This is a genomic window from Phyllobacterium sp. YR531 (assembly GCF_000282595.1).
GTDB lineage: Bacteria > Pseudomonadota > Alphaproteobacteria > Rhizobiales > Rhizobiaceae > Phyllobacterium.
Map to the genome: position 1 here is coordinate 19,311 of NZ_AKIZ01000004.1, position 19,184 is coordinate 38,494.

Here is a 19,184-nt window from a genome sequence, read left to right on the forward strand (position 1 = left end):
GACTGGAGTAAAACGCGCCCCACGATGTATCAGGATACCTTGGCTTCGTCTGTGTCGTAGCCAAGTGCTGCTTCACGCTCGGTGATGATTGCGCGGGCAGCATCCACAGCCGGACCGGAGTAGGCCAGTGGATAGCAGGCCTTGGCGTCATATGCCTTCAGCGAAGTGAACTGAAGGACACCTGGCTCGAGGAATACGTGACGGTTGCCAAGGTCGAGATAGGTTTCTGCCATGGCACCATTTGCCCAGATCACATCATGTTGCTCGAGTTCGATGTGATAGTATTCGACCGGGCTGAGTGTAATCGGCTGACTGACGGTAGTCCCGTTGATCAGCAGCTTTGCCGGAACCAGCGATCCATTGACGAACATGCAATGGTCTGGCGAGACAAAGAGGTCATCCGATGGCATATTTTCAGCAATGGCACCGGCCAGAATGCGAACCGGCAGATCATTGCGCGGCTTGTCCAGTGTCTTTGGGTCAATGGCACGATTGCCAACCCACTTGACGGCAACAGCGCCGTTATTCAGGCTGGAAATCACGTCGCCTGCCTTGAGATTCTCGACTTCGATTTCACCTGTTGGTGTCGTGATAAGAGTACCGCGAACGAAGCAGGGTGTCAGGAAGGTGACAGTGTCATTGACGTTGTTGAAGCTGTATGTGGCACCAGCCGGGATGTCGTAGGAGGCAATTGGAAGGATGCCCAAAGGACCGCCAAAGAACGTGATGGTGTTGCCAACCTGGCTCACGCTGTTTGCGCCCACAACAGTGACGCGATCGCCGTTGTTTACACCCACGATGTCCGGTGGGCTGCTGAGGCTGAGGTTTAGCAAGCCGGGGCTATAGGTGAAGTGACCCGTACCCGCAGCATTGATAAAGTCGATGGTGGTGCCGCTGAGCAAGTCTGCAGCAATTGCCGCCGCGTTCATCGTCAGACTGGTGCCCGCACCGATCTGGTAGTTGAACGTTGTACCGGCCGCAACACTCAGGACAGATGTGTCGACTGTAAGGTCAGCACCATTCTGCAGGATGATTGTTGTGGAGGTGATGACGCCGGCGCCAACAAGGCTGTTCAGCGTGATATCAACGCCGTTGACAATCAAAGTGCCGTTGGAGACGAGCCCGAGCTCAAGTGTATCACCATCTGCGCCATTGTTTGAGTCGATTGTCTGCGTACCATTGTTGATTAGATCAATGTCAATTAGAGGCATAGTAATTCCCTCTCCTGTTAAGAGTTAATTCATTACCGAACTGTGTTTGTAGGTTAGAACTTGTAGTTCAGACCGATGCGAATGCTATGAAAGTCAGGTGACGCCCGTGTCGATACGCCTTCGCTTTCGACAGTGTAGTCGCCAAAGTTGATGTACTGGTATTCAAGCTTTGCAGTCACATGGTCTGTGAAAGCATGTTCGATACCTGCACCGGCAACCCAGCCTGCGCGTGTCTTCTTTTCATTCATAAACTGATCGCCATCAGCAGACATCTTGTAATTGACGCGGCCATAGGCGAGACCACCTGTACCGTAGATCAGGGTGCGATCCCAAGCGTAACCTACGCGGGGACGGAGTGTGCCGTACCAGTCGATGCTCGACTTGGCATGAATGTCGACGCCTACCAGTTCACCAGAGGTTGTGTCGTCCAGACCAGCGCCTTGGAAGTCGGTTTCAATACCGAGAACGAAGTTATTGATCTGATAGTTATAACCAATCTGTGCACCACCGACGAAACCGCTTTGCTCAATCGTGCCGATATTGCCGATGAAATCACCGCCACTACGAATTCCGACGCGGTCATCACCACCGAAGCCGTAGCCGGCATTCAAACCTGCATAAAAACCTGTCCAGACAAAGCCCGGATCAGCCAAGACAGCTTCGGGAGCAGTTTCAATGACAGCATCGGCGGCATGCGCGCCCCCCGAAACAACCAATGCTGACAAGAATAGACCGATAACGTTGAAATTCCGCATGAGATTCACCTTTGAATGTGCAACTTCAACTTATACTTGCACAGAATAAATACTGTGAATACAATATAGTTAGCTCGATAATGCTAAAGATATTCGTTAAATGTGCTTAATTGACGTAATCTGTATTGAACGTAATGGTGATTGGTTATGGAGCACTCGCAGACGTTTCTTCTTTTGATTCCACAGCGTCAGTTGTGGTAAATTCCTGATCATTCTTGGGAAGTATAGAGGGCCTTTCCGGACGGTTCTCCCGCTTTGGCTGTTCTTCCGGAATCAACTCAACCGACCAATGCGCAATCGAACCTTCGATGGATCCGCTTTCTGTAAACAATCTGATTTCTATTGGCTCCTTGGCGCGTTCAACAAGGAACTGTGCCTCGGCAATGAATGACCCGGTTTGAGAAGGGCGAATGCGAATCCTGCTCAGCAGCTCCGAGTTATGGATCTCGATGGTGAATATCTGGCCATAGATTTCAGTATCGATGCGCAACGAGAAACGGGCAGTCCATTCGCCGGGCGGCAGATGGAAGTATGGACCGTAGACGACACAGCGAGCACGTCCAACAAGTTCGATTTCGCTGACAATACTTGCACCCTCCTTATCGGCTAGCAGGAAGGTTTGAAGGGGCCAGATCATCTGCTTGATCGGTGTTCGCATGATCGAGCCATCGAGTGGCTTGAGCACATCAAGCGCAATAGCGCGGATGTCCGGCGATATCGCCTCATACTCGGCACCGGGAGGCATATAGTTGGCGTCCAGTTTCTTTGCCGATACTTCAAATGTTGGAATACGCGAAAGATCAGGTGCAGGCCCGGAGAAATCAGCGCCAAGTTTTTCAAGGCAGCGAACTATGCCATCTTTGGAGAGATTGATCCCTAGAGTCCGGCAGAAGTGACCAAGTATACGGTGTATTTGTACCGGTCCCATTTTCTGGCGCTGGACCGCGACTATCAACGGGTGTGAACGGATTTGGGAGATACAGGCAATACTTGCGGACATGGCGCGTACCAGCGGTATATCGGTCGTTCCGGTTGTCTGTGATAACCAGTTCATCGAGTCCATTACGTCTTCTGTGAAGACGAGGTATGGCGCTCTTGACCGCATCAGGAAGTCGCAAAGCTCCTTGTCCGGATAATGCGATGTGATGATCATCGCTTCGCTGGTGCGGTTTCGCCATGCCTCCTGCAGTTCGGCCAGTGTCTCTACTTTAACGGTATTGCAGTCGCCGAAAACTTCATGGGCGATGGCGCTGAGTGCAGTAGTACCCCAAGAGAACATGGTTCCTGGCAGCCCGAAGGCGACGAAAAGTGTCATATTACTTCGGCCTCCCTAGCTCCCTAATAGATTATCATAAAGCGTGGCTATCGACTGCTGGTAGCGTTCGGGTGAAAACTGAGCGGCTTGTTTGGGGCCAAGCTCTGCAAGATGGTCGCAAAGGTCCTGATCATTGGCAAGTGCACGTACGGCATTGCGAAGGGACTCCGTATTATAGGGATCGATCAGGAGCGCGGCATCGCCTGCTATTTCGGGAACCGAGCCTTCTGTGGAAGTCAGCACCGGTGTGCCTAGCTGCATTGATTCCAGAACGGGAAGTCCGAACCCCTCATATAGAGAAGGGAAGAGGACAGACCGCGCGCCGCGGATCAGGCTGACGAGCAGATTGTAAGAAACAAAATCGAAACGGTGAATACGTCTGCCGGGCGTTATGCGGTTATCCTGCTGAAGGAAGAAACGGAAACGGTCATCTTCAATCAACAGTTGTGTCTGATCGCCTTTCCAGCCCGGCGCACCTACAATGATCAAAGGATAATCGACCTTGGCCGAAAGGTAGGCTTCGACGAGACGTGAGAGGTTCTTCTTCGGCTCGAATGCGCCAAAGAACAGAAAGTATTTTTTCCAGTCCAGATTGAATATTCCGGCAATTTCGTCAGCAGCCACATCCTGCGGCTTTTCACGCAGCTCCAGCGGAACATGCACAGCCTGATAGGTGTTGGTTACCCGGCTTTCCTCAACACCGAGAAAACGGATGATATCCTGACGCGATGTTTCCGAAACCGTGACGATATGATCGACGGATTTCACAAGATGAGTCAGCATCTTGTAGTGGTATCGTTTGTTATCTTCGGTAAGATAGGGCAGGCGCAACGGCACCAGATCATGGATCGTACAAATGTTCAGCGCTTTTCTCGCCCGCATCGGTATCGGATAGGTGCAATGGAGAAGATCCGGTCTGTGAGCGAATGAAAGCGGCAGGCTTTTCCCGTAATTCTTGAAGTGCTGCCGCGCCGTAGCAAACAGGTCGTTATTCGCATAAAGATATTCGGAGTCCAGTACATTGCCCTGCAGAGATTTGAGAATGACGGTTCCCGTCAGTTCAACATGTGTTGGCGTGACTCCAAAAGGCGCACCTATCCGGCGGCGTGCCCAGCGTTTGCCAAGTGCGACAGGGCCGAGTTTCCTGTTTGAGTTATCGTCAAAAAGCACGACTTCACGTAGAGCCGGATTGCGGGGCAGTTTGCTCTGGACACTGTGCACGATACCCGTCTGGTGTCCCAGACTGCGCACAGTTTGAATCAGGCCACGTGTATAGGTAGCCACGCCTGTACCCTTCTGCAGGGATAGATTAAGTCCATCATAGAGGATGGTTTTCACCAAGGCGGCATCCTTTCAGCGGTATTCAAGGCCAATGGCCTCATGCAGGTTCGTTGTCCGAAAGCACGAGCAGCCAATCCTGGCCATAATTCTGCGTCATCAATTCATGAGCTGTAACCGGTTGGGCATAGCCTTTGAAATCGAGACGCCGTACTTTTCCGTAGATGTTTGTCAGCCTTTCGATGAACTGCGCGCTATTAGCGGAACGCGCTGCATTGAACTCCACTACAATCATTGGCCGGTGACGCATTATTGTTTCGTCCATGGCAGAAAAAATACTCTCTTCTGCGCCTTCTGCATCGATCTTGATGAAATCAACCCGGTCGAGCGGCGTGCACAGTGCATCCATGGTCACGGCCGGAATTTCGATAAGGTAGCCACCTTGCTGGCTGGCATTTTCAGTGTTGAAAGCCGGAGACACAACTGTCGCGTTTTTCGGCTCATGATCCCTTATGAAAAGATTTGCACTACTGGATCCGGCACCGCCGAGCACCATTTCGATAACCTGGCTACGGGGAGTAAAGCCGTTCAGGTCGAGGCTTCTTTTCAGGAAGTCAGCCGCATGCGGATTGGGCTCTACCGCGATAAGCTTCCCTGCTTCACCAACAAGTTCTGCGAGCAGCACTGAATAATAGCCAAAATTGGCTCCGACATCGATGGCGGTCATGCCTGCACGCACGTTGCGGGCGCAAAACTGTGTCAGCCAAATCTCCCAGTAACCGTCGAGCAGGATATGCGATCCGAAGCCACGATCCCTCGTGTCAATATAGAGTTTGTAGCGGCCTAGCACGCGAGCTATGGCAGTGTGATCTCCGAGATAAGCGTTGTTTGCAAGTCCCAGTATTGCCGCCTCGAGATCGAGGCGTTTCAGGTTTGCTATCTCGTGCAGGTGAAGCAATGACGGCATGCGCTCTCTCATTCCAGTACGCGGTAATAGACAAGAACAGTTTTCAGAGACGACTCGCAGTTATGCCGAATGACGTTGCATTGATTGCAGGAGAACTTACGCCCTGGAAGATAGCCATGATTTTCTGCACATCTGCGCCAGCGGCATTGGCAATATAAATCACATCGCGCGGCTGGATTTCGAAACGCTGCATGGAAAGCATCACGTTGGTATCACGCATGTTAAAGCGATAGACCACGGGTATGTATTCGCCCTTGCTGAGGATCGGGTTGCCTTCCGGGATGAAACGTCTTGCGATGGATGCCAATTCGTACCGCAGGACGAATACGCCACTCGCATCCGCACGCTGATCGTTCAGGCCGGCAGATTTTGCCAAAGCATCGGCCATGGTAATACGGGAAGCGTCAAACGGAACTTCCGCATTGCGGCCCGCAGCGCCGAACACGAGAAACGTACGGGGTTCGCGAACCACTGTGATCAGATCACCGGAGCGCAAGCGGACGTTTTCTTCCGGATTTTCCAGCATCACATCGAAGGGAACACGGGCAACAACACCATTGCGGGTTAGCCCGACCATGCTGTCGCTTGCTGCTGCGCGAATGCCACCTGCGGTTGCAATAGCATCGAGAACCCTTTCGCCGGCACCTGTAAGCGATATTCTTGCGCCGGCGGCGACTTCGCCCGTCACGGTTACCGCATTGGCGGTGCTGCGCTGAATGGTCACCAAGGCCTGTGGCTGAACAGCCTTGCCCTCCAGTGCCTTGGTTATCTGTTGTTCAACCTGCGTTGGCGTGTTGCCGATAACTTTGATGCGGCCTGCATAGGGTACGGCTATCGTACCATTACCGGAGACGGTTTGAGCAGGAATTGTCGTGGAACTGCCGGAAGGTTGCTGGAACCCCGCCATTGTAATATTGCCGCCGAAGAGGCTGCCGGGAGGTGCTTCCCAGATGTTTACCCCGACAACGTCGCCTACCGCAATTCGCAGATCGCTAGAACGTGGTCCAGCGCCGAACTTGGCAGCGAGACTCTCCCGCGGGCGGGTTCCCGCATAGCTCAGTATGTCCTTGCCAATGTCGACGAGCGCATAGTTCAGGTTTGTTGATGTCTTCCGCTGGTTGAGAATGTCACCCGTGGTTGGTCCCGACCGGGGAATGCAGCCCGAAACAGAAACTGCCATTGCCACCAGAAGTGGCAAAACAGTCAATCGAGCCATGGTGAGTGGTTTTGAAGAAGGCAGGCTACGCAAGGTACAAAACAGCATTCGCGGCATGTGTCAGGTATTCTTTTCATGAAAGCGCATCATAGCCGATGGGCTCATTCCATAGGCATTGCGGTAAAGTGACGAAAAGCGTCCGGGATTGGAGAACTGCAGGTGTATGGCGAGATCGGTGACATTGCGTGCACTGCCACTCAGGATTGCTTCATGCGCTGCAGATAGTCTGTACTCGCACAATACGTGCATTGGACTTGTGTCGCGATATTCCTTGAACATTCTCTGTAGCGCGCGCGCACTACAACCTGCCGCATCGGCAATATTGTCGAGAGTCACCGCATTGTGGATGTTTTCGCGCATGAAGGCTTCGGCACGCTGCAAATAGCGTGGCGATATCCGGCGACCTGCCAAATTGTTGAGGGTATTAACGTTGTCAGGTTTCGTCATGAACAGTTTCGCAAGTAGTAGGCGTTCGTAGACGTTGGTCAGAACGTCTCGTGTCGAGTTGGTCGCGTTGGCCAGATCCTCACTCACGTAACAAAGTGTCTGATACAGAGCTGCGGCACCACCTGAGCGGAAATCATGGAGCGGTGCAAAAGCCTGCTCCTGGAAATAGGGTCTGTGCATCAAGCGTTCGAAATATTCCCTCAGTGTTGTGATCGGAACCCGATAGGCAACCCAGGAGCATCCGGGATGGATTTTAGCCTTCACATCTGGCCGGTCGATGATGCTTGTTGCATTGCCGGCTACCAATGTTTGTATTTTCCGCTTCTTCATGTCGACAAGGTCAATAGTTCCCTTGATCACAAAGAGAAAACTAAGAGTCGATGAAGCTCCTTTGGAGATCATCTCCAGCCGGCCATGAGTTTCGCCGTAGATAATTGTGGTCTGGTGCAGTTTATAAAGATTACGACTGTATCCAATATTGCCTTTGTCATCGCTATAAGAGGACCAACGCCATTTCTCATCCGGAGCTTCTGCATCCCGATCAGTATCGTCCGCTACAGTCAAAGACTTGTAATCAGATCTACCTAGAGAATTGTCGTACATACTTCCTCCAATTACCTAAACCGTGTTAACCAGTTTCATACGAAACTAATGATCAGTTCTTGAACCAAAGGGATTTATTTGCAATTTTATCAATATTGTACAGTTCATTAAGAATAGCTGTATTCAAAATTCGTAAACAATCCGATTTACAACTTTCTCACCTAGAGACTGCTTCATCGCCTTACATATGGCAATAAATTTTTTTGAATAATACGCAGACAAAGCGATTTTAACCGAAGATGTTTGACGAGAAATTACTTTTTGACGCTTATAATACTTTCTTGTCGTAATATGTATGTTTGCTTAACCCAAAAAATCGAACAGATATATGAATATACTATTCAAGTTCGAAACTTCGGGCGGATTTTGGCTGAAAGAATCGCAACGCATATCGTCTGGACGCTTTACGTCCGACGCAATTTGTACTGTTGGTGCGGATTGTAGGAGATTGCCGATTTACGTCCTCAGTCTCGATTCTCGGGATTGAGAGGCGATGCTTCGATGGCTGCCTGGATGGTCCGCGAGGTAACGGAGGGGCGGGCGCGGTTGGCGGCATCGATCATTTCGTTCGTCGGATCACGAAGCACATCATAGACGACGGGGAGCGCGACATTGGCATAATCACGATAAGTCTGACGAATAAAGTCGGGTATCTTTTCCCATTCCTGGGTGCCCGTACTGCGGTAGGCATGAATGGCTTTTGCCACCGCTTCGATCAGTTTTTCGTGTTCCGTCATCAGCTTATTCTCGTCATTTTTTGGACTGCCTCCGCCAGCGTGACAGTCTTCCTCCAGATAAATTCAGTCCAGAAGTCATTAATTACAGGGGGATTCGTTTGTTTATTGCAATGTCTGCAAGCATGTCTTTGCTAATTAAGATGTGTTATGGTTACTAGCAGTTGTATTGAATTGTCTCTTTGCGGGCAGTTCAATAAGTAACGATCCTGACATGCTTTATTCATTTCAGTCGAGCTCCGCGTGGAGTGTAATTATGCAAAACCTTGATCGAGAGATCATATGCCACGAGTGCAAAACCAGTCATACGACGGTCCCGGATGAGGATGAAAGCGATGCGCCGGTGCATTGTGCTGAATGCGGTGCGTTCATGTGTCTGTGGGGCGATGTTGTTACAAGCAACGAACTGGCCATGAAGAAGGCATAGTCCCGCAGCATGTCTCGAGCTTGGCGGCGATTTGTAACGAAAGCTCTCCCCCCTTGTTTTTACTTGATCGCTGCTTGCAACTTCTGGTCGCAGAGCAACAATATATATTGTTAGCCTGCATTTTTGCGGCCTGTCATCCCCGGCTCGAAAAAAAGGCGCTGGGATTGTCGCAGTTTTGCGACAATCCCAGACAAATTCCGCAATTCAATCACAGTGGCCCTTTGAATACGAAGAATGCGCCGCCGCAAATCATCGCGAATCCCACCGCATGGTTGATTGTTATCTTCTCGCCAAGATAGGCCACTGAGAAGCCTGCGAAGACCACAAGCGTTATGACTTCCTGTATGGTTTTCAACTGGGCAGCCGAATAGACCTCATGTCCGTAACGATTGGCCGGCACTGCAAGGCAATATTCGAAGAAAGCAATCAGCCAGCTGACCAGGATGACCAGCATCAGTGATTTATTGCCGAATTTGAGATGCCCGTACCATGCAAATGTCATGAATACGTTTGACCCGAGCAGCAGCAGGATGGGACGGATATAATCGAAAGACGGCATGAAAACCTCTATGGGTTGGCTTGGATTTCATGGTGATACCAGAGTCAACGCTGCCAAACGATGGGCAATACTAAACGCTTTCGCATTTTCAGGCAGTGCAGCGCTTTGGCAACGGATCAAAGATAGGAGTTGAACGCGACACCAAGCAGGTCAGTCTGCGTTATCAATCCCAATACCAGCCGGGATTCATCGACAATGATGACCGCGTGGGTCGTGCCGTCTGTCAGCATGGGCAAGAGCTTCATGGCATGATCGTCAACCTTGGCAGTCACCGCGGGGCTGAGCGACTCCCTGATTGATGTGTCTGCGCTTGCCAGCTCACGCAGGCCAACTGTGCCGAGCAGCCGCCCTGAATGATCAAGAACGGGTAGCGCACGAATATTATGTGCAAGCAGCAGGTTTCGTGCTTCGTCCGCACTCGTATCCTCGGACACCTTTATCACGTCGCGTGACATGATATCCCCACACAGCAATGCACGATGGCGCCGCACGGCGGCCTGAACCTGAACTTCCCGCAGCAGCACATCAAGGTCGCTTCGCTCTATGTCGAACGTCTCGTCCAGCGCCTGCAGGGCATTGTCGACATCTTCACTTTGAAATCCTGAGCGCAACGGGGCTGGCGGGTCCTGTGTCCCATGGGTATTGGTAGCGGGAGCGGCGGCCTTATGCGGATAGGAGCGGCCGGCCAGTCTATGGAACACGACACCCAGAGCCACAAGCAGCACGGAGTTGAGCGCAACTGGCACGAATGGGAAGAGAAATCCTGATGAAAGGACCGCGGGTCCGCCAATAATTGCGGTCAAGGCCGCTGCGCCACCCGGCGGATGCAGGGAACGCGTTACCGACATGACAGCAATTGCCAGAGCAACGGCAAGCGCGATTGCCAATTCCGGCTGATGTACGAAATGAGCAACCGTAACGCCGACCAGTGCGGAAATCGTATTGCCGCCAATGATTGGCCAAGGTTGTGCCAAGGGGCTGGCAGGCACAGCAAACAATAGCACGGCGGAAGCCCCAACCGGCGCAACGATCAGCGGTACGGCAGGCCCGCTGCCGAAAAGAGCACCGCAGATCCACCCCGTCAGGCCGATGCCGATCAATGCACCGATGCACCCAATAATTCTCTCGCGCAAAGTTGCGCCTGCAAGGATCGGTACGAACAGGCGAAAACGCTCTGTCCCGTCCGGACCTTTGGAAAAGAAAAACTGGCGCATTGGGAAAATTCCGGCGGCTCTCAGGCTGATACCCGCGTTTACGGCGTCTGGAACCCGATGAAAAGGGATTTCATACCCGCAATGGTGGAATACACGCAAAAAGATTTCCAGGTTGCAACGCATCCGACAACTATCTGATCATCGTGGCGGGTCTGGTAACCAAATACCAAGAAAGCCCTGTCAGGTTAGGACATATCGCGATTCGATATTCCGACTTTACCCGGTCCCATCAAGGGCTGAAAAACGGCAGGACTGAATGGCCCAGAAAAAGCGTCGCACTCGCTCAAAATCCCGTTCACCGAAGCGATCCTCATCAAGATCCTCGCAAAACTGGTCGCCAGTCGGCCTGTTGCTTGCTGTGGCGGTTATGGGCGGCGTTGGCGTTTTAGCTTTCTGGACAAAGGAACAGGCGAACAAAACGCCTGCGACAAGCTCCAGATCTGTGGCAAGTGCAACTGTGCCGAAATCCCCCATGGCGGTGGCAAGACCAGAGAAAGAAGTGAAGCAGACTGTGAAAACAACAGCTGCCCGTCAGGAAAATGGTCGCTCGGATGTTCTGCCCTCGCCAGTACCACGCCCCACTGTAGCTGTGGGCGTACCGCAACCGAACCCCGCCGTAGCAAAGCCCGTGCAGCAGGCATCCTTGCAGCCTGTTCAACGCCAGCAGAACTCTGTTTTCGCTACAGGCAAAGCGGTTGCTGAACCTCCTCGTGGCGTCAATGTGCCTGGCATGGCACCATCGGTGGTTTATGCACGAGACAAGCTGGTTCTGCGGCGTAGTGCATCGGTAGGTGCCGCATCGACAGGTTCCGTCGAGAAAGGGCGTGAAATGCGTTCCTACAGCAAGTCCGGCAAGTGGCATCACATAGCCGTGCCGACGACAGGCATGATCGGGTGGGTGCACGAGGATATGCTTATCCCGGGAAAACAGCGCTCCCGCATATCACGCATGACAACAGGGTCGATTTCCGGCGCTGCCAAGCCAGTGCAGGAGCAGGCGGCCTATCCGCCCCGTGCCGTCGGTGCCCAGTAGAACCTAAGCGCCTACCTGACGGATGAAATGATCCTTGTCGATGCAGATTGAACGTGCATCCGGAACAGCGGAGATGCGTCGTACCTCATCCACATCGGAAGTCTGCAGATGCGCCCTGGGGTCATCGAACCGGATTTCCGGGTCCGGTACAGCCGAAAGCAGCAGTTTTGTATAGGGGTGCTGCGGGTTGTCGATAACCTTGTTGATATTGCCCCATTCGACAATCTGTCCAGCATACATGACGATGATATCCTCAGCGACATAGCGCGCCGTGGCGATATCATGCGTGATGTAAAGCAACGCCAGCTTGAGATCGCGCTTCATCTCGTTGAGAAGGTTGAGCACGCCAAGCCGCACCGACACATCCAGCATGGAAGTCGGCTCATCCGCCACGATCACCTCGGCACCGACTGCCAGCGTGCGGGCAATGTTGACCCGCTGGCGCTGCCCGCCCGAAAGCTCGTGCGGGTGTTTGGGAGCAACAAGCGCCGGATCGAGCTTCACCCGCTCCAACAATTCGTTGACCTTTGCATCAATGTCTTTGCCCTTCAGATCGCGCTGATGCAGTTGCAGCGGGCGGCGCAAATGATAGGCGATGGTGTGTGCAGGGTTGAGCGATGAGAACGGGTCCTGGAAGATCATCTGCACCGAGCGCCGGTAATCAGCCAACGCCTTGGCATTGCCGGTCTGCACAGGTTTGCCTTTGAAGATCAGCTCGCCCTCATTGGGTTCATACTCCCGCATCACCAGACGCGCGCAGGTTGTCTTGCCACTTCCGGATTCCCCGACAAGCGCCAAAGTGCGGCCGGGATGAAGTTCGAATGAAACCGCCTGTGCTGCCTTGACCAGATATGGCACGCTACCGAAAGTCTTGGAGACACGGTCGAGTTTGAGAATTGGTTCGCTGCCTGCGCTCATGATGCGAAAGCCTCCGCGGTCTTCGATCCATGCAGCGAGGGGAACGAAGCCCATAATTTCTTCGTGTAATCGTGCTGCGGTGATGCGTAAATTTCCTGCGCGGTATTCTGCTCGACAAGCTTGCCTTCCAGCATGATCCCGATGCGGTCGCAGACCTGTACCATCAAGCCAAGATCATGGGTGATGAACAGAACAGAGAAGCCGAGCTTCTTTCGCAATTCATTGACGCGCTGAAGAATTTCCCGTTGTACCACCACGTCGAGGGCAGTGGTCGGTTCATCCATTACCACGATTTTCGGGTTGAGCGCCAAACATATGGCGATGACGATGCGCTGGCGCATGCCGCCGGAAAACTGGTGCGGATAGTCGCTCATGCGATCAGGCTGGATATCCACCAGCCGCAGCATTTCCGCCGTGCGTTCACGCGCCTGCTTGCGGTTCATGCCCTGATGGGTGCGAAGCACGTCATAGAACTGTGCTTCAACGCGCAGAACAGGATTGAGCGAGTTCATCGCACTCTGGAACACCATCGCCACTTCGCGCCAGCGGAAGCTGCGCAACGCCTGAATGTCGAGATCGAGCACATCGCGACCCTCAAGCAATATTTGCCCGCTGCGGATCAGTGCCGGGGGCTTGTGCAGACGGCTGATGGCGAAGGCAATCGTGCTCTTGCCGCAACCGGACTCACCGGCAAGCCCGAAAATCTCACCGGCAGCAACGTCGAAGCTGACATTATCGACCGCGCGAAAATCGGTATTCTCGCCGATATAGTCGATGGTGAGATTCTTTATCGATAGGAGGGGTTGGGTCACAGGCGGCCATCTCCCGAACGGATCAATGCGGTCCAGCGATTAAGCCGGTTTCCGCTACGAAGTCGCGGATTGGCGATTTCGTCGACAGCGAAGTTCAGGAGTGACAGGCCTATCCCGAGCAGTGCCAGGGCAAAGCAAGGCGTCAGGATGTCCCACCACGCACCGACGGAAAGCGCGGATGCTTTCTGTGCATTATAAAGCATCATGCCCCAGGAAACGGTCTTGGGATCGCCAAGCCCGAGGAACTCCAGCGTCGCTTCGGTAATGATCGCGAAGATGACACTACCGATGAAATTGATGCCAACAATGGAGATCAGGTTGGGGAATATCTCGAACATCATGATGCGCCAGCGCGGCTCGCCCATCATCTCTGCGGACTTGATGAAGTCCTTGTGCTTGATCGAAAGCGTCTCAGCACGGGTAACGCGTGCGCCCCACGCCCATGACGTAAAGCCAAGAATAATGGCAATCACCAGCGGGCTTGCCTGTCCTATGAAAGAAGCAAGCACAAGCAGCAATGGCAGGTTGGGTACGACGAGCACCATGTTGGTGAAAAAGCTGATCACCTCATCCGTCTTGCCGCCGCGATAACCGGCGATGATACCAAGCGCCGTGCCAAGCACCGTAATAAGCAGGCCAGCACCAAAACCAACGGCCAGCGAAGTTTGTGCGCCGTGGATAAGCCGGGAGAACACATCCTGCCCGATACGCGTTGTTCCCAGCCAATGATCGGCTGACGGTGGCTGATGCGGTCTGCCAACGCGCGAAGCCGGATTATACTCGGTCAGCAAGGGCGCGGCCAATGCCACGACAACGATGAAGGCAATGATGATCATGCCGATCAGCGCTTTACGGTTACGTGTCAGGCCGGTGAAAAGCACCTTGATCATGACGTACCCCGCAGGCGTGGATCAAGCAGGACATAGCTGACGTCAACGATGAAATTCGCAATCAGCATGGCAACGGTCATAATGAGAAGCTGGCCCTGAATCACGGGATAGTCACGGGCGAGGATCGCCTGATAAAGAATATTGCCAAGACCCGGATAGTTGAACACCACCTCCGTCACCAGCGAGCCGCCGAGCACTGTACCAATGGCAATGGCAAGGCTGCTGACTGTCGGCAGCAGCGCGTTTCTGGCGGCATACCAGAGCATGACGCGGCTGTCGGAAAGGCCCTTGGCGCGTCCCATGACGATATAATCCTCGCCGAGAAGATTGATCATGTTGTTGCGCATGGTCACTGCAAAGCCGCCGGTCAGTACAGTGCACAGCGTCAGCATTGGCAGGATGCCGTGATAGAGAAGGCTGCCGATATAGGTCAGCGAAAAGCTCGGATCGAGCGATGGATCAGCCGCATAGCCGGTCGGAAACCAGCCAAGCGTAAAGCCGAAGAAGAACAGGACGATCAGCGATGTCACGACTGCAGGCACGGAGGTCGCGAAGATCGCGCCGACCGACACTACGATGTCGAAAACACTACCGCGCCGCCACGCTGCCAGCACGCCAAGAAAGGTGCCAAGCGTAAAGCTGACAATGGTTGCTGTTCCCATCAGGCCAACTGTCCAGATCAGCGCATTGCCGAGAACCGAGGTAACGGGGAGGGGGAAATATTTGATCGAGCGGCCAAGATCGCCAGTGAATATGCTTTGCAGATAGGTCAGATATTGCTGCCATAGCGGGCCGTCGACAAAGCCGAAGGTCAGCTTCAGCGCGTCCAGGTTTTCCGGGGAAAGCTCCGCCCCTGCGCTCGAAAACATGATCTGGATGGGATCACCCGGCATGAGACGCGGCAGGAAGAAATTGATTGTGGCAGCCGCAATGAAGGCTGCCAGATAGAATCCAAAACGGCGGATCAGGAAAGCCATATGCTTCTCCAAAAATGCAGGAGCGGCGTTGCGGCCGCTCCTGCTGGTCTTTTTAATTAACTGGCTTCAATGCGAGCAGGTGAAGCAGACGCGCCGGATTGGTGCGGCTGATGGTCGGGTTCACGAAAGGGTTTTCCGCAGTCGACCAGCCTGTAAAGCGCTTCGTATTATACTGATACCAATTGGGATTGTTATAAACAGGAAGCATCGGGAGGTTTTCAGCAACAATGCGCTGGGCCTTGTTCATTGCTTCTTTCTGCGCTGCGGGATCAGCAGTTTTGGTAAAGTCAACGAGCGCCTTGTCGAGATCGGTGTTGAACCAGCGCTGCGCGGTAAAGCGGGTCTTGCCCTTGTCTGTCGGGTTGTAGGCACGCTGATAAGGATAGTAAGGCGATGCCGCTGCCGGGAGGCTGTTGATTGCCATGTCGAACTTGCCGCCGATAAGGTTTGCCGTCCACACGGCTTCTTCCGGTGTAGCGACCTTCACGTCGAGGCCGGATGCCTGCAGGCCTTCTATGGCAATCTGCACCGTATCGATCCAGTCGGTCCATGCGCTTGGCACGATGACCGTGAACGAGATTTTGCTACCATCCGGATTGTCACGGAAGCCGTCACCATCCTTGTCCACATAGCCTGCCTCATCGAGCAGAGCAGTGGCAGCATCAGCATCGTGCTGACCAAACTTTCCAAATTCTTCAATGACCTTCGGGTCCGACCAGCTCTTGTAGAGTTCGCCCAATCCGGAAGGGTCTTCATTCAGTGTCGGATAGCCATAACCTGCGACATCCACCATCGCCTTGCGGTCGAGCGACATGCTGACCGCCTGACGGAATTTGATGTCATTGAATGCCTTGCGGTTGGCTTCATTGGCTGTTTCGAGATTGAACAGGAAAGCGACCATGCTGCTCGGCGTGTACCAGAAGTGGAAATGTTCTTTGTCCTTGGCAACATAGGTGTTTTCCACGTCGGGGATGAAGGAGACGCCCCAATCCAGCGTACCGCTGGCGGTTGCCGTGAGAATCTGGTTGTTGTCGGCAAGCTGCGGCAGACGCATGCAATCGATTTTCAATGTCGCGGCATCCCAGTAATTCGGGTTGCGGCACTGGTCATAAGTCTGGCCGGTAAAGCGCGGAATTTCTGTCAGCGGGCCGCTGCCAACAGGCGTTTCATTGGCATATGTCACTGGCTCGGCAATATCCTTCCAGACATGCTCGGGAACGATTGGAACCTGTATTAATTGTTCGGCCGCAAGTGAGCTTGGATTGACCAGCGTGAACTTGATGGTTTGGGCGTCTACCGCCTCAACACCATCGATGAACTTCCAGATACTGACGAAATCGAGCGCCGGAAACTTCTTCAGATAGTCATAGGTGAATTTGACATCGGCAGAGGTGAGCGGCTTGCCGTCCGACCATTTCAAGTCGGGACGCAGCTTGAACTCGATGCTCTTCAGATCGTCGGCAAGCTTGTAACTTTCCGCCAGACGATAGTTCGGCTTGTTATTGTCGAAGCGGTTGAAGATGACGAGCGGCTCATAGATGAAGTCGAGCGTGCTTTGGCGTGCCGATGTCTGGTTGAACGGGTTGAAGTTGCGAACCCAAGTAGTTGCAGGCTCGATATTTGCCGTCAGCACAGTCTGCGCTGCGGCCGGGCCGGAGAGCAGGACAAGTGCGGATACGGCGCTAAGCAAAGTGTTCTTGAACATTATGTTCCCCTTATTATTGGCTTTAGCTGACAAGTACGCTTGCGAACATTTCTTCCACTTCGGCGTGAGCCTCGGTGACATTGACTTTCTGTGAGCCGACACGCGCCTTACCGGCATCGATCCGGCGGATTGCTTCTTCAGTTAGAGGCCGCGAAGCCTTCGCGGCTGCCTCGCTGTCGGCAAGGTCGCCGTGGCTGTGCAGGGCAATATCATAACCTGCATCCAGAACCTGCTTGACGCGCTCCGGCATGGTGCCCTCCAGCGCATTCATGAAAATGCAGTCGGAAATCAGCACGCCGTCATAGCCAAGTTCATTGCGGATAACATCGAGCATGGTCGGCGAAACCGATGCTGGAAGTTTCTTATCGAAGGCGGAATAGACGACATGCGCCACCATTGCCCAAGGCGTATCCTTAAGGTCAACGAATGGCTTGAAATCGGTGGCGCGCAGCAGTTCCTTGCTGGCATCGACGACAGGGCGCTCTTTGTGAGAATCGAGCGTTGCGCGGCCATGACCGGGAATGTGCTTGATGATCGGCATATTGCCGGTTTCAAGCAGGCCATAGACAACTTCGCGGCCAAGCGCGGCCACCAGTTCAGGGTCAGCACCGAAGGAGCGCGCGCCGATGACGCTGCTTGTCGTTGCGAACACCAGATCAAGCACGGGTGAGCAGCCACTGGTCAGCCCCAGTTCGCTCATCATCGTGCCCATGGCGCGGGAGGAAAGACGCAGCGCCTTCTTGGCAAGCTCAAGATCGCGATGTGCCAGCTCAGCAAATTCTCCAAAGCTGCGGAAAGATGGCCAAGGTCCGGCGTCGAGATGCTGCACGCGCCCACCTTCCTGATCGGTGAAAACCGGAGCATCGTCGCGGCCGACCGCTTCACGGAAGCTTTCGATCAGGGCTTTGACCTGCGCCGGTTCCTTCTGGTTGCGGCGTCCAACGAAAAGACCGTAGGGGTTGGTTTCGCGAAACAGGGCGATCTCATCTGCCGAAAGCGTCGTGTTGGGAATTCCGACGAAAAGGGCGAGAGGCGTGGATGTGGACAAGTCTTTTACTCCGGTTGGGAAATCGTGTGATTAGTTCAGTTTCGCTTGGCGCGTAACATGCCTTCATAGATGCCCTTATCGGGCGCGGGGATCGTTATGGCCCCGACCGCGTCGGCATAAAAATCGACCGGTCCTGCGTCGCCGATGATCGCATAGGCATAACCGGTGGATTTCATGGCCTGCAGGGAGGCTGAAAGGAGAGCAGCTCCGATACCCTTGCCGCGCATGTCGGTGTCGACGCCGGTCGGGCCAAAAAAGCCGCGAGCCGTGGTGTCATAGCAGGCAAAGCCTACAAGCCTGCCATCAACGACTGCGATAAGACAGGCAGATGGCTGGCGGGTGATCGCAACAGATGCCTCACTTGCCCAATTGGCACTGAAGTTTTCGCTTACCCAATCTACAACCAGTTGCATCTCGGGAGCGAGCACGGGGCGGATAATTGCATTGACGGAACGCGTCTTGTTTTCCAGATCGGACAATCTGTCATTATAAAGACTTACCAGCAGGTCAGGCAAACATCGCTCCTCTTCGAAGTTTCCAGTATTATGGAATATATACCCTTTTAATGTAATACATTTGGATTTTTGACCGCTCTTGTCAATTGTTTTGTTGGCATCGCATTTTGCTGGGTTCCGCGAAATTGAAAAAATAAACCTGCCCGGGTAATCCGGAAAATCAGGAACCTCACCTCCACCTGCGGGTTAGCCTTTCAGACGGCTGACAACACGGTCGCGAAATATGGAGGTTCACATGAAACGTATTGCACTCGCGCTTGGCGCTCTCTCGATTGCTTCACTGGCCTATGCTCAGGAAGCCCCCAAGCCTGCAATGGACGCCGAAACTCCAGCAGTTGCCACGCCGGATAAAACCAATCCCGCTGCGCCCGTTGCAGGTGAAAACAGCTTCACCGAAACACAGGCCAAGGAGCGCATCGAAGCCAAAGGCTACACATCCGTGACGGGGCTCGTCAAAGGCGAGGACGGCATATGGACAGGCACCGGCTCAAAGGATGGTAAGCCATTCGAGGTCAAGCTCGACTATCAGGGCAACATCACTGAAGCCGCAAAATAATCAA

Annotated in this window: 20 protein-coding genes; 3 read left to right on the plus strand and 17 right to left on the minus strand. The window is 53.5% G+C overall.

Going from position 1 to position 19,184, the window contains the following annotated elements; genetic code table 11:
- Positions 1-29: 29 nt before the first annotated feature.
- The 8 genes from PMI41_RS02310 to PMI41_RS02345 all read right to left on the minus strand — a co-directional run bounded on the left by PMI41_RS02310 (position 30) and on the right by PMI41_RS02345 (position 8,529).
- A complete protein-coding gene (locus PMI41_RS02310; RefSeq protein ID WP_008121354.1) occupies positions 30-1,211 on the minus strand; it encodes a Hint domain-containing protein in 1,182 nt (393 codons plus the stop codon).
- Positions 1,212-1,264: 53 nt separating this feature from the next.
- Positions 1,265-1,966 (minus strand): outer membrane protein, encoded by a 702-nt coding sequence (locus PMI41_RS02315; protein ID WP_008121355.1) that lies wholly within the window; start codon positions 1,964-1,966, stop codon positions 1,265-1,267.
- A gap of 145 nt (positions 1,967-2,111) precedes the next feature.
- The gene (locus tag PMI41_RS02320; protein WP_008121356.1) at positions 2,112-3,281 is read right to left on the minus strand and encodes a hypothetical protein; all 1,170 of its coding nucleotides are present in this window, start codon (positions 3,279-3,281) and stop codon (positions 2,112-2,114) included.
- Positions 3,282-3,296: 15 nt separating this feature from the next.
- A complete protein-coding gene (locus PMI41_RS02325; protein ID WP_008121359.1) occupies positions 3,297-4,619 on the minus strand; it encodes a glycosyltransferase family 1 protein in 1,323 nt (440 codons plus the stop codon).
- 40 nt (positions 4,620-4,659) lie between these two features.
- Positions 4,660-5,526: an FkbM family methyltransferase gene (locus tag PMI41_RS02330; RefSeq protein ID WP_008121361.1), complete on the minus strand. Its 867-nt coding sequence runs from the start codon at positions 5,524-5,526 to the stop codon at positions 4,660-4,662.
- 43 nt (positions 5,527-5,569) lie between these two features.
- A complete protein-coding gene (locus tag PMI41_RS02335; protein ID WP_052025815.1) occupies positions 5,570-6,742 on the minus strand; it encodes a polysaccharide biosynthesis/export family protein in 1,173 nt (390 codons plus the stop codon).
- Positions 6,743-6,802: 60 nt separating this feature from the next.
- Positions 6,803-7,792, minus strand: coding sequence for a helix-turn-helix transcriptional regulator (locus PMI41_RS02340; RefSeq protein ID WP_008121366.1), 990 nt, complete (start codon positions 7,790-7,792; stop codon positions 6,803-6,805).
- 464 nt (positions 7,793-8,256) lie between these two features.
- Complete coding sequence (locus PMI41_RS02345; protein ID WP_008121368.1) at positions 8,257-8,529, minus strand: hypothetical protein; 273 nt, start codon at positions 8,527-8,529, stop codon at positions 8,257-8,259.
- 253 nt (positions 8,530-8,782) lie between these two features.
- On the opposite strand from PMI41_RS02345, the gene PMI41_RS24915 reads away from it, so the two are divergent.
- Positions 8,783-8,953, plus strand: a complete 171-nt coding sequence (locus PMI41_RS24915) for a hypothetical protein (protein ID WP_008121370.1) — start codon at positions 8,783-8,785, stop codon at positions 8,951-8,953.
- Between the two features lie 208 nt (positions 8,954-9,161).
- Here the strand turns inward: PMI41_RS24915 and PMI41_RS02350 are convergent, their stop codons facing one another.
- The gene (locus tag PMI41_RS02350; protein WP_008121372.1) at positions 9,162-9,512 is read right to left on the minus strand and encodes a DMT family protein; all 351 of its coding nucleotides are present in this window, start codon (positions 9,510-9,512) and stop codon (positions 9,162-9,164) included.
- Positions 9,513-9,628: 116 nt separating this feature from the next.
- Positions 9,629-10,726: an HPP family protein gene (locus PMI41_RS02355; RefSeq protein WP_008121373.1), complete on the minus strand. Its 1,098-nt coding sequence runs from the start codon at positions 10,724-10,726 to the stop codon at positions 9,629-9,631.
- 256 nt (positions 10,727-10,982) lie between these two features.
- Here PMI41_RS02355 and PMI41_RS02360 point away from each other — a divergent pair, with 256 nt between their 5' ends.
- The gene (locus PMI41_RS02360) at positions 10,983-11,759 is read left to right on the plus strand and encodes a hypothetical protein (protein ID WP_008121374.1); all 777 of its coding nucleotides are present in this window, start codon (positions 10,983-10,985) and stop codon (positions 11,757-11,759) included.
- 3 nt (positions 11,760-11,762) lie between these two features.
- Here the strand turns inward: PMI41_RS02360 and PMI41_RS02365 are convergent, their stop codons facing one another.
- Genes PMI41_RS02365 through PMI41_RS02395 form a run of 7 tightly spaced genes read right to left on the minus strand, consistent with a single transcriptional unit; the run spans position 11,763 to position 18,624 of the window.
- Positions 11,763-12,677, minus strand: a complete 915-nt coding sequence (locus PMI41_RS02365) for an ATP-binding cassette domain-containing protein (protein ID WP_008121375.1) — start codon at positions 12,675-12,677, stop codon at positions 11,763-11,765.
- Positions 12,674-13,489, minus strand: a complete 816-nt coding sequence (locus PMI41_RS02370; protein WP_008121376.1) for an ABC transporter ATP-binding protein — start codon at positions 13,487-13,489, stop codon at positions 12,674-12,676. The genes PMI41_RS02365 and PMI41_RS02370 overlap by 4 nt, the downstream gene beginning before the upstream one ends.
- The gene (locus PMI41_RS02375; protein WP_008121377.1) at positions 13,486-14,379 is read right to left on the minus strand and encodes an ABC transporter permease; all 894 of its coding nucleotides are present in this window, start codon (positions 14,377-14,379) and stop codon (positions 13,486-13,488) included. The genes PMI41_RS02370 and PMI41_RS02375 overlap by 4 nt, the downstream gene beginning before the upstream one ends.
- Positions 14,376-15,356, minus strand: a complete 981-nt coding sequence (locus PMI41_RS02380) for an ABC transporter permease (protein ID WP_008121378.1) — start codon at positions 15,354-15,356, stop codon at positions 14,376-14,378. Before PMI41_RS02380 ends, PMI41_RS02375 begins: the two co-directional genes overlap by 4 nt.
- 52 nt (positions 15,357-15,408) lie before the next feature.
- A complete protein-coding gene (locus PMI41_RS02385; protein WP_008121380.1) occupies positions 15,409-17,061 on the minus strand; it encodes an ABC transporter substrate-binding protein in 1,653 nt (550 codons plus the stop codon).
- A 22-nt stretch (positions 17,062-17,083) separates the two neighbouring features.
- The gene (locus PMI41_RS02390) at positions 17,084-18,109 is read right to left on the minus strand and encodes a glycoside hydrolase family 3 N-terminal domain-containing protein (protein WP_008121382.1); all 1,026 of its coding nucleotides are present in this window, start codon (positions 18,107-18,109) and stop codon (positions 17,084-17,086) included.
- A gap of 35 nt (positions 18,110-18,144) precedes the next feature.
- The gene (locus tag PMI41_RS02395; RefSeq protein ID WP_008121384.1) at positions 18,145-18,624 is read right to left on the minus strand and encodes a GNAT family N-acetyltransferase; all 480 of its coding nucleotides are present in this window, start codon (positions 18,622-18,624) and stop codon (positions 18,145-18,147) included.
- 235 nt (positions 18,625-18,859) lie between these two features.
- On the opposite strand from PMI41_RS02395, the gene PMI41_RS02400 reads away from it, so the two are divergent.
- Positions 18,860-19,180, plus strand: coding sequence for a hypothetical protein (locus tag PMI41_RS02400; protein WP_008121386.1), 321 nt, complete (start codon positions 18,860-18,862; stop codon positions 19,178-19,180).
- The last annotated feature ends 4 nt before the right edge of the window (positions 19,181-19,184 follow it).

Bases quoted from the DNA above. Each gene is read 5' to 3' on its own strand.
- PMI41_RS24915 (WP_008121370.1), top strand. From the start codon at position 8,783: ATGCAAAACCTTGATCGAGAGATCATATGCCACGAGTGCAAAACCAGT.
- PMI41_RS02345 (WP_008121368.1), bottom strand. From the start codon at position 8,529: ATGACGGAACACGAAAAACTGATCGAAGCGGTGGCAAAAGCCATTCAT.
- PMI41_RS02320 (WP_008121356.1), bottom strand. From the start codon at position 3,281: ATGACACTTTTCGTCGCCTTCGGGCTGCCAGGAACCATGTTCTCTTGG.
- PMI41_RS02310 (WP_008121354.1), bottom strand. From the start codon at position 1,211: ATGCCTCTAATTGACATTGATCTAATCAACAATGGTACGCAGACAATC.
- PMI41_RS02340 (WP_008121366.1), bottom strand. From the start codon at position 7,792: ATGTACGACAATTCTCTAGGTAGATCTGATTACAAGTCTTTGACTGTA.
- PMI41_RS02365 (WP_008121375.1), bottom strand. From the start codon at position 12,677: ATGAGCGCAGGCAGCGAACCAATTCTCAAACTCGACCGTGTCTCCAAG.
- PMI41_RS02355 (WP_008121373.1), bottom strand. From the start codon at position 10,726: ATGCGCCAGTTTTTCTTTTCCAAAGGTCCGGACGGGACAGAGCGTTTT.
- PMI41_RS02330 (WP_008121361.1), bottom strand. From the start codon at position 5,526: ATGCCGTCATTGCTTCACCTGCACGAGATAGCAAACCTGAAACGCCTC.
- PMI41_RS02360 (WP_008121374.1), top strand. From the start codon at position 10,983: ATGGCCCAGAAAAAGCGTCGCACTCGCTCAAAATCCCGTTCACCGAAG.
- PMI41_RS02385 (WP_008121380.1), bottom strand. From the start codon at position 17,061: ATGTTCAAGAACACTTTGCTTAGCGCCGTATCCGCACTTGTCCTGCTC.
- PMI41_RS02375 (WP_008121377.1), bottom strand. From the start codon at position 14,379: ATGATCAAGGTGCTTTTCACCGGCCTGACACGTAACCGTAAAGCGCTG.
- PMI41_RS02335 (WP_052025815.1), bottom strand. From the start codon at position 6,742: ATGGCTCGATTGACTGTTTTGCCACTTCTGGTGGCAATGGCAGTTTCT.
- PMI41_RS02350 (WP_008121372.1), bottom strand. From the start codon at position 9,512: ATGCCGTCTTTCGATTATATCCGTCCCATCCTGCTGCTGCTCGGGTCA.
- PMI41_RS02380 (WP_008121378.1), bottom strand. From the start codon at position 15,356: ATGGCTTTCCTGATCCGCCGTTTTGGATTCTATCTGGCAGCCTTCATT.
- PMI41_RS02315 (WP_008121355.1), bottom strand. From the start codon at position 1,966: ATGCGGAATTTCAACGTTATCGGTCTATTCTTGTCAGCATTGGTTGTT.
- PMI41_RS02400 (WP_008121386.1), top strand. From the start codon at position 18,860: ATGAAACGTATTGCACTCGCGCTTGGCGCTCTCTCGATTGCTTCACTG.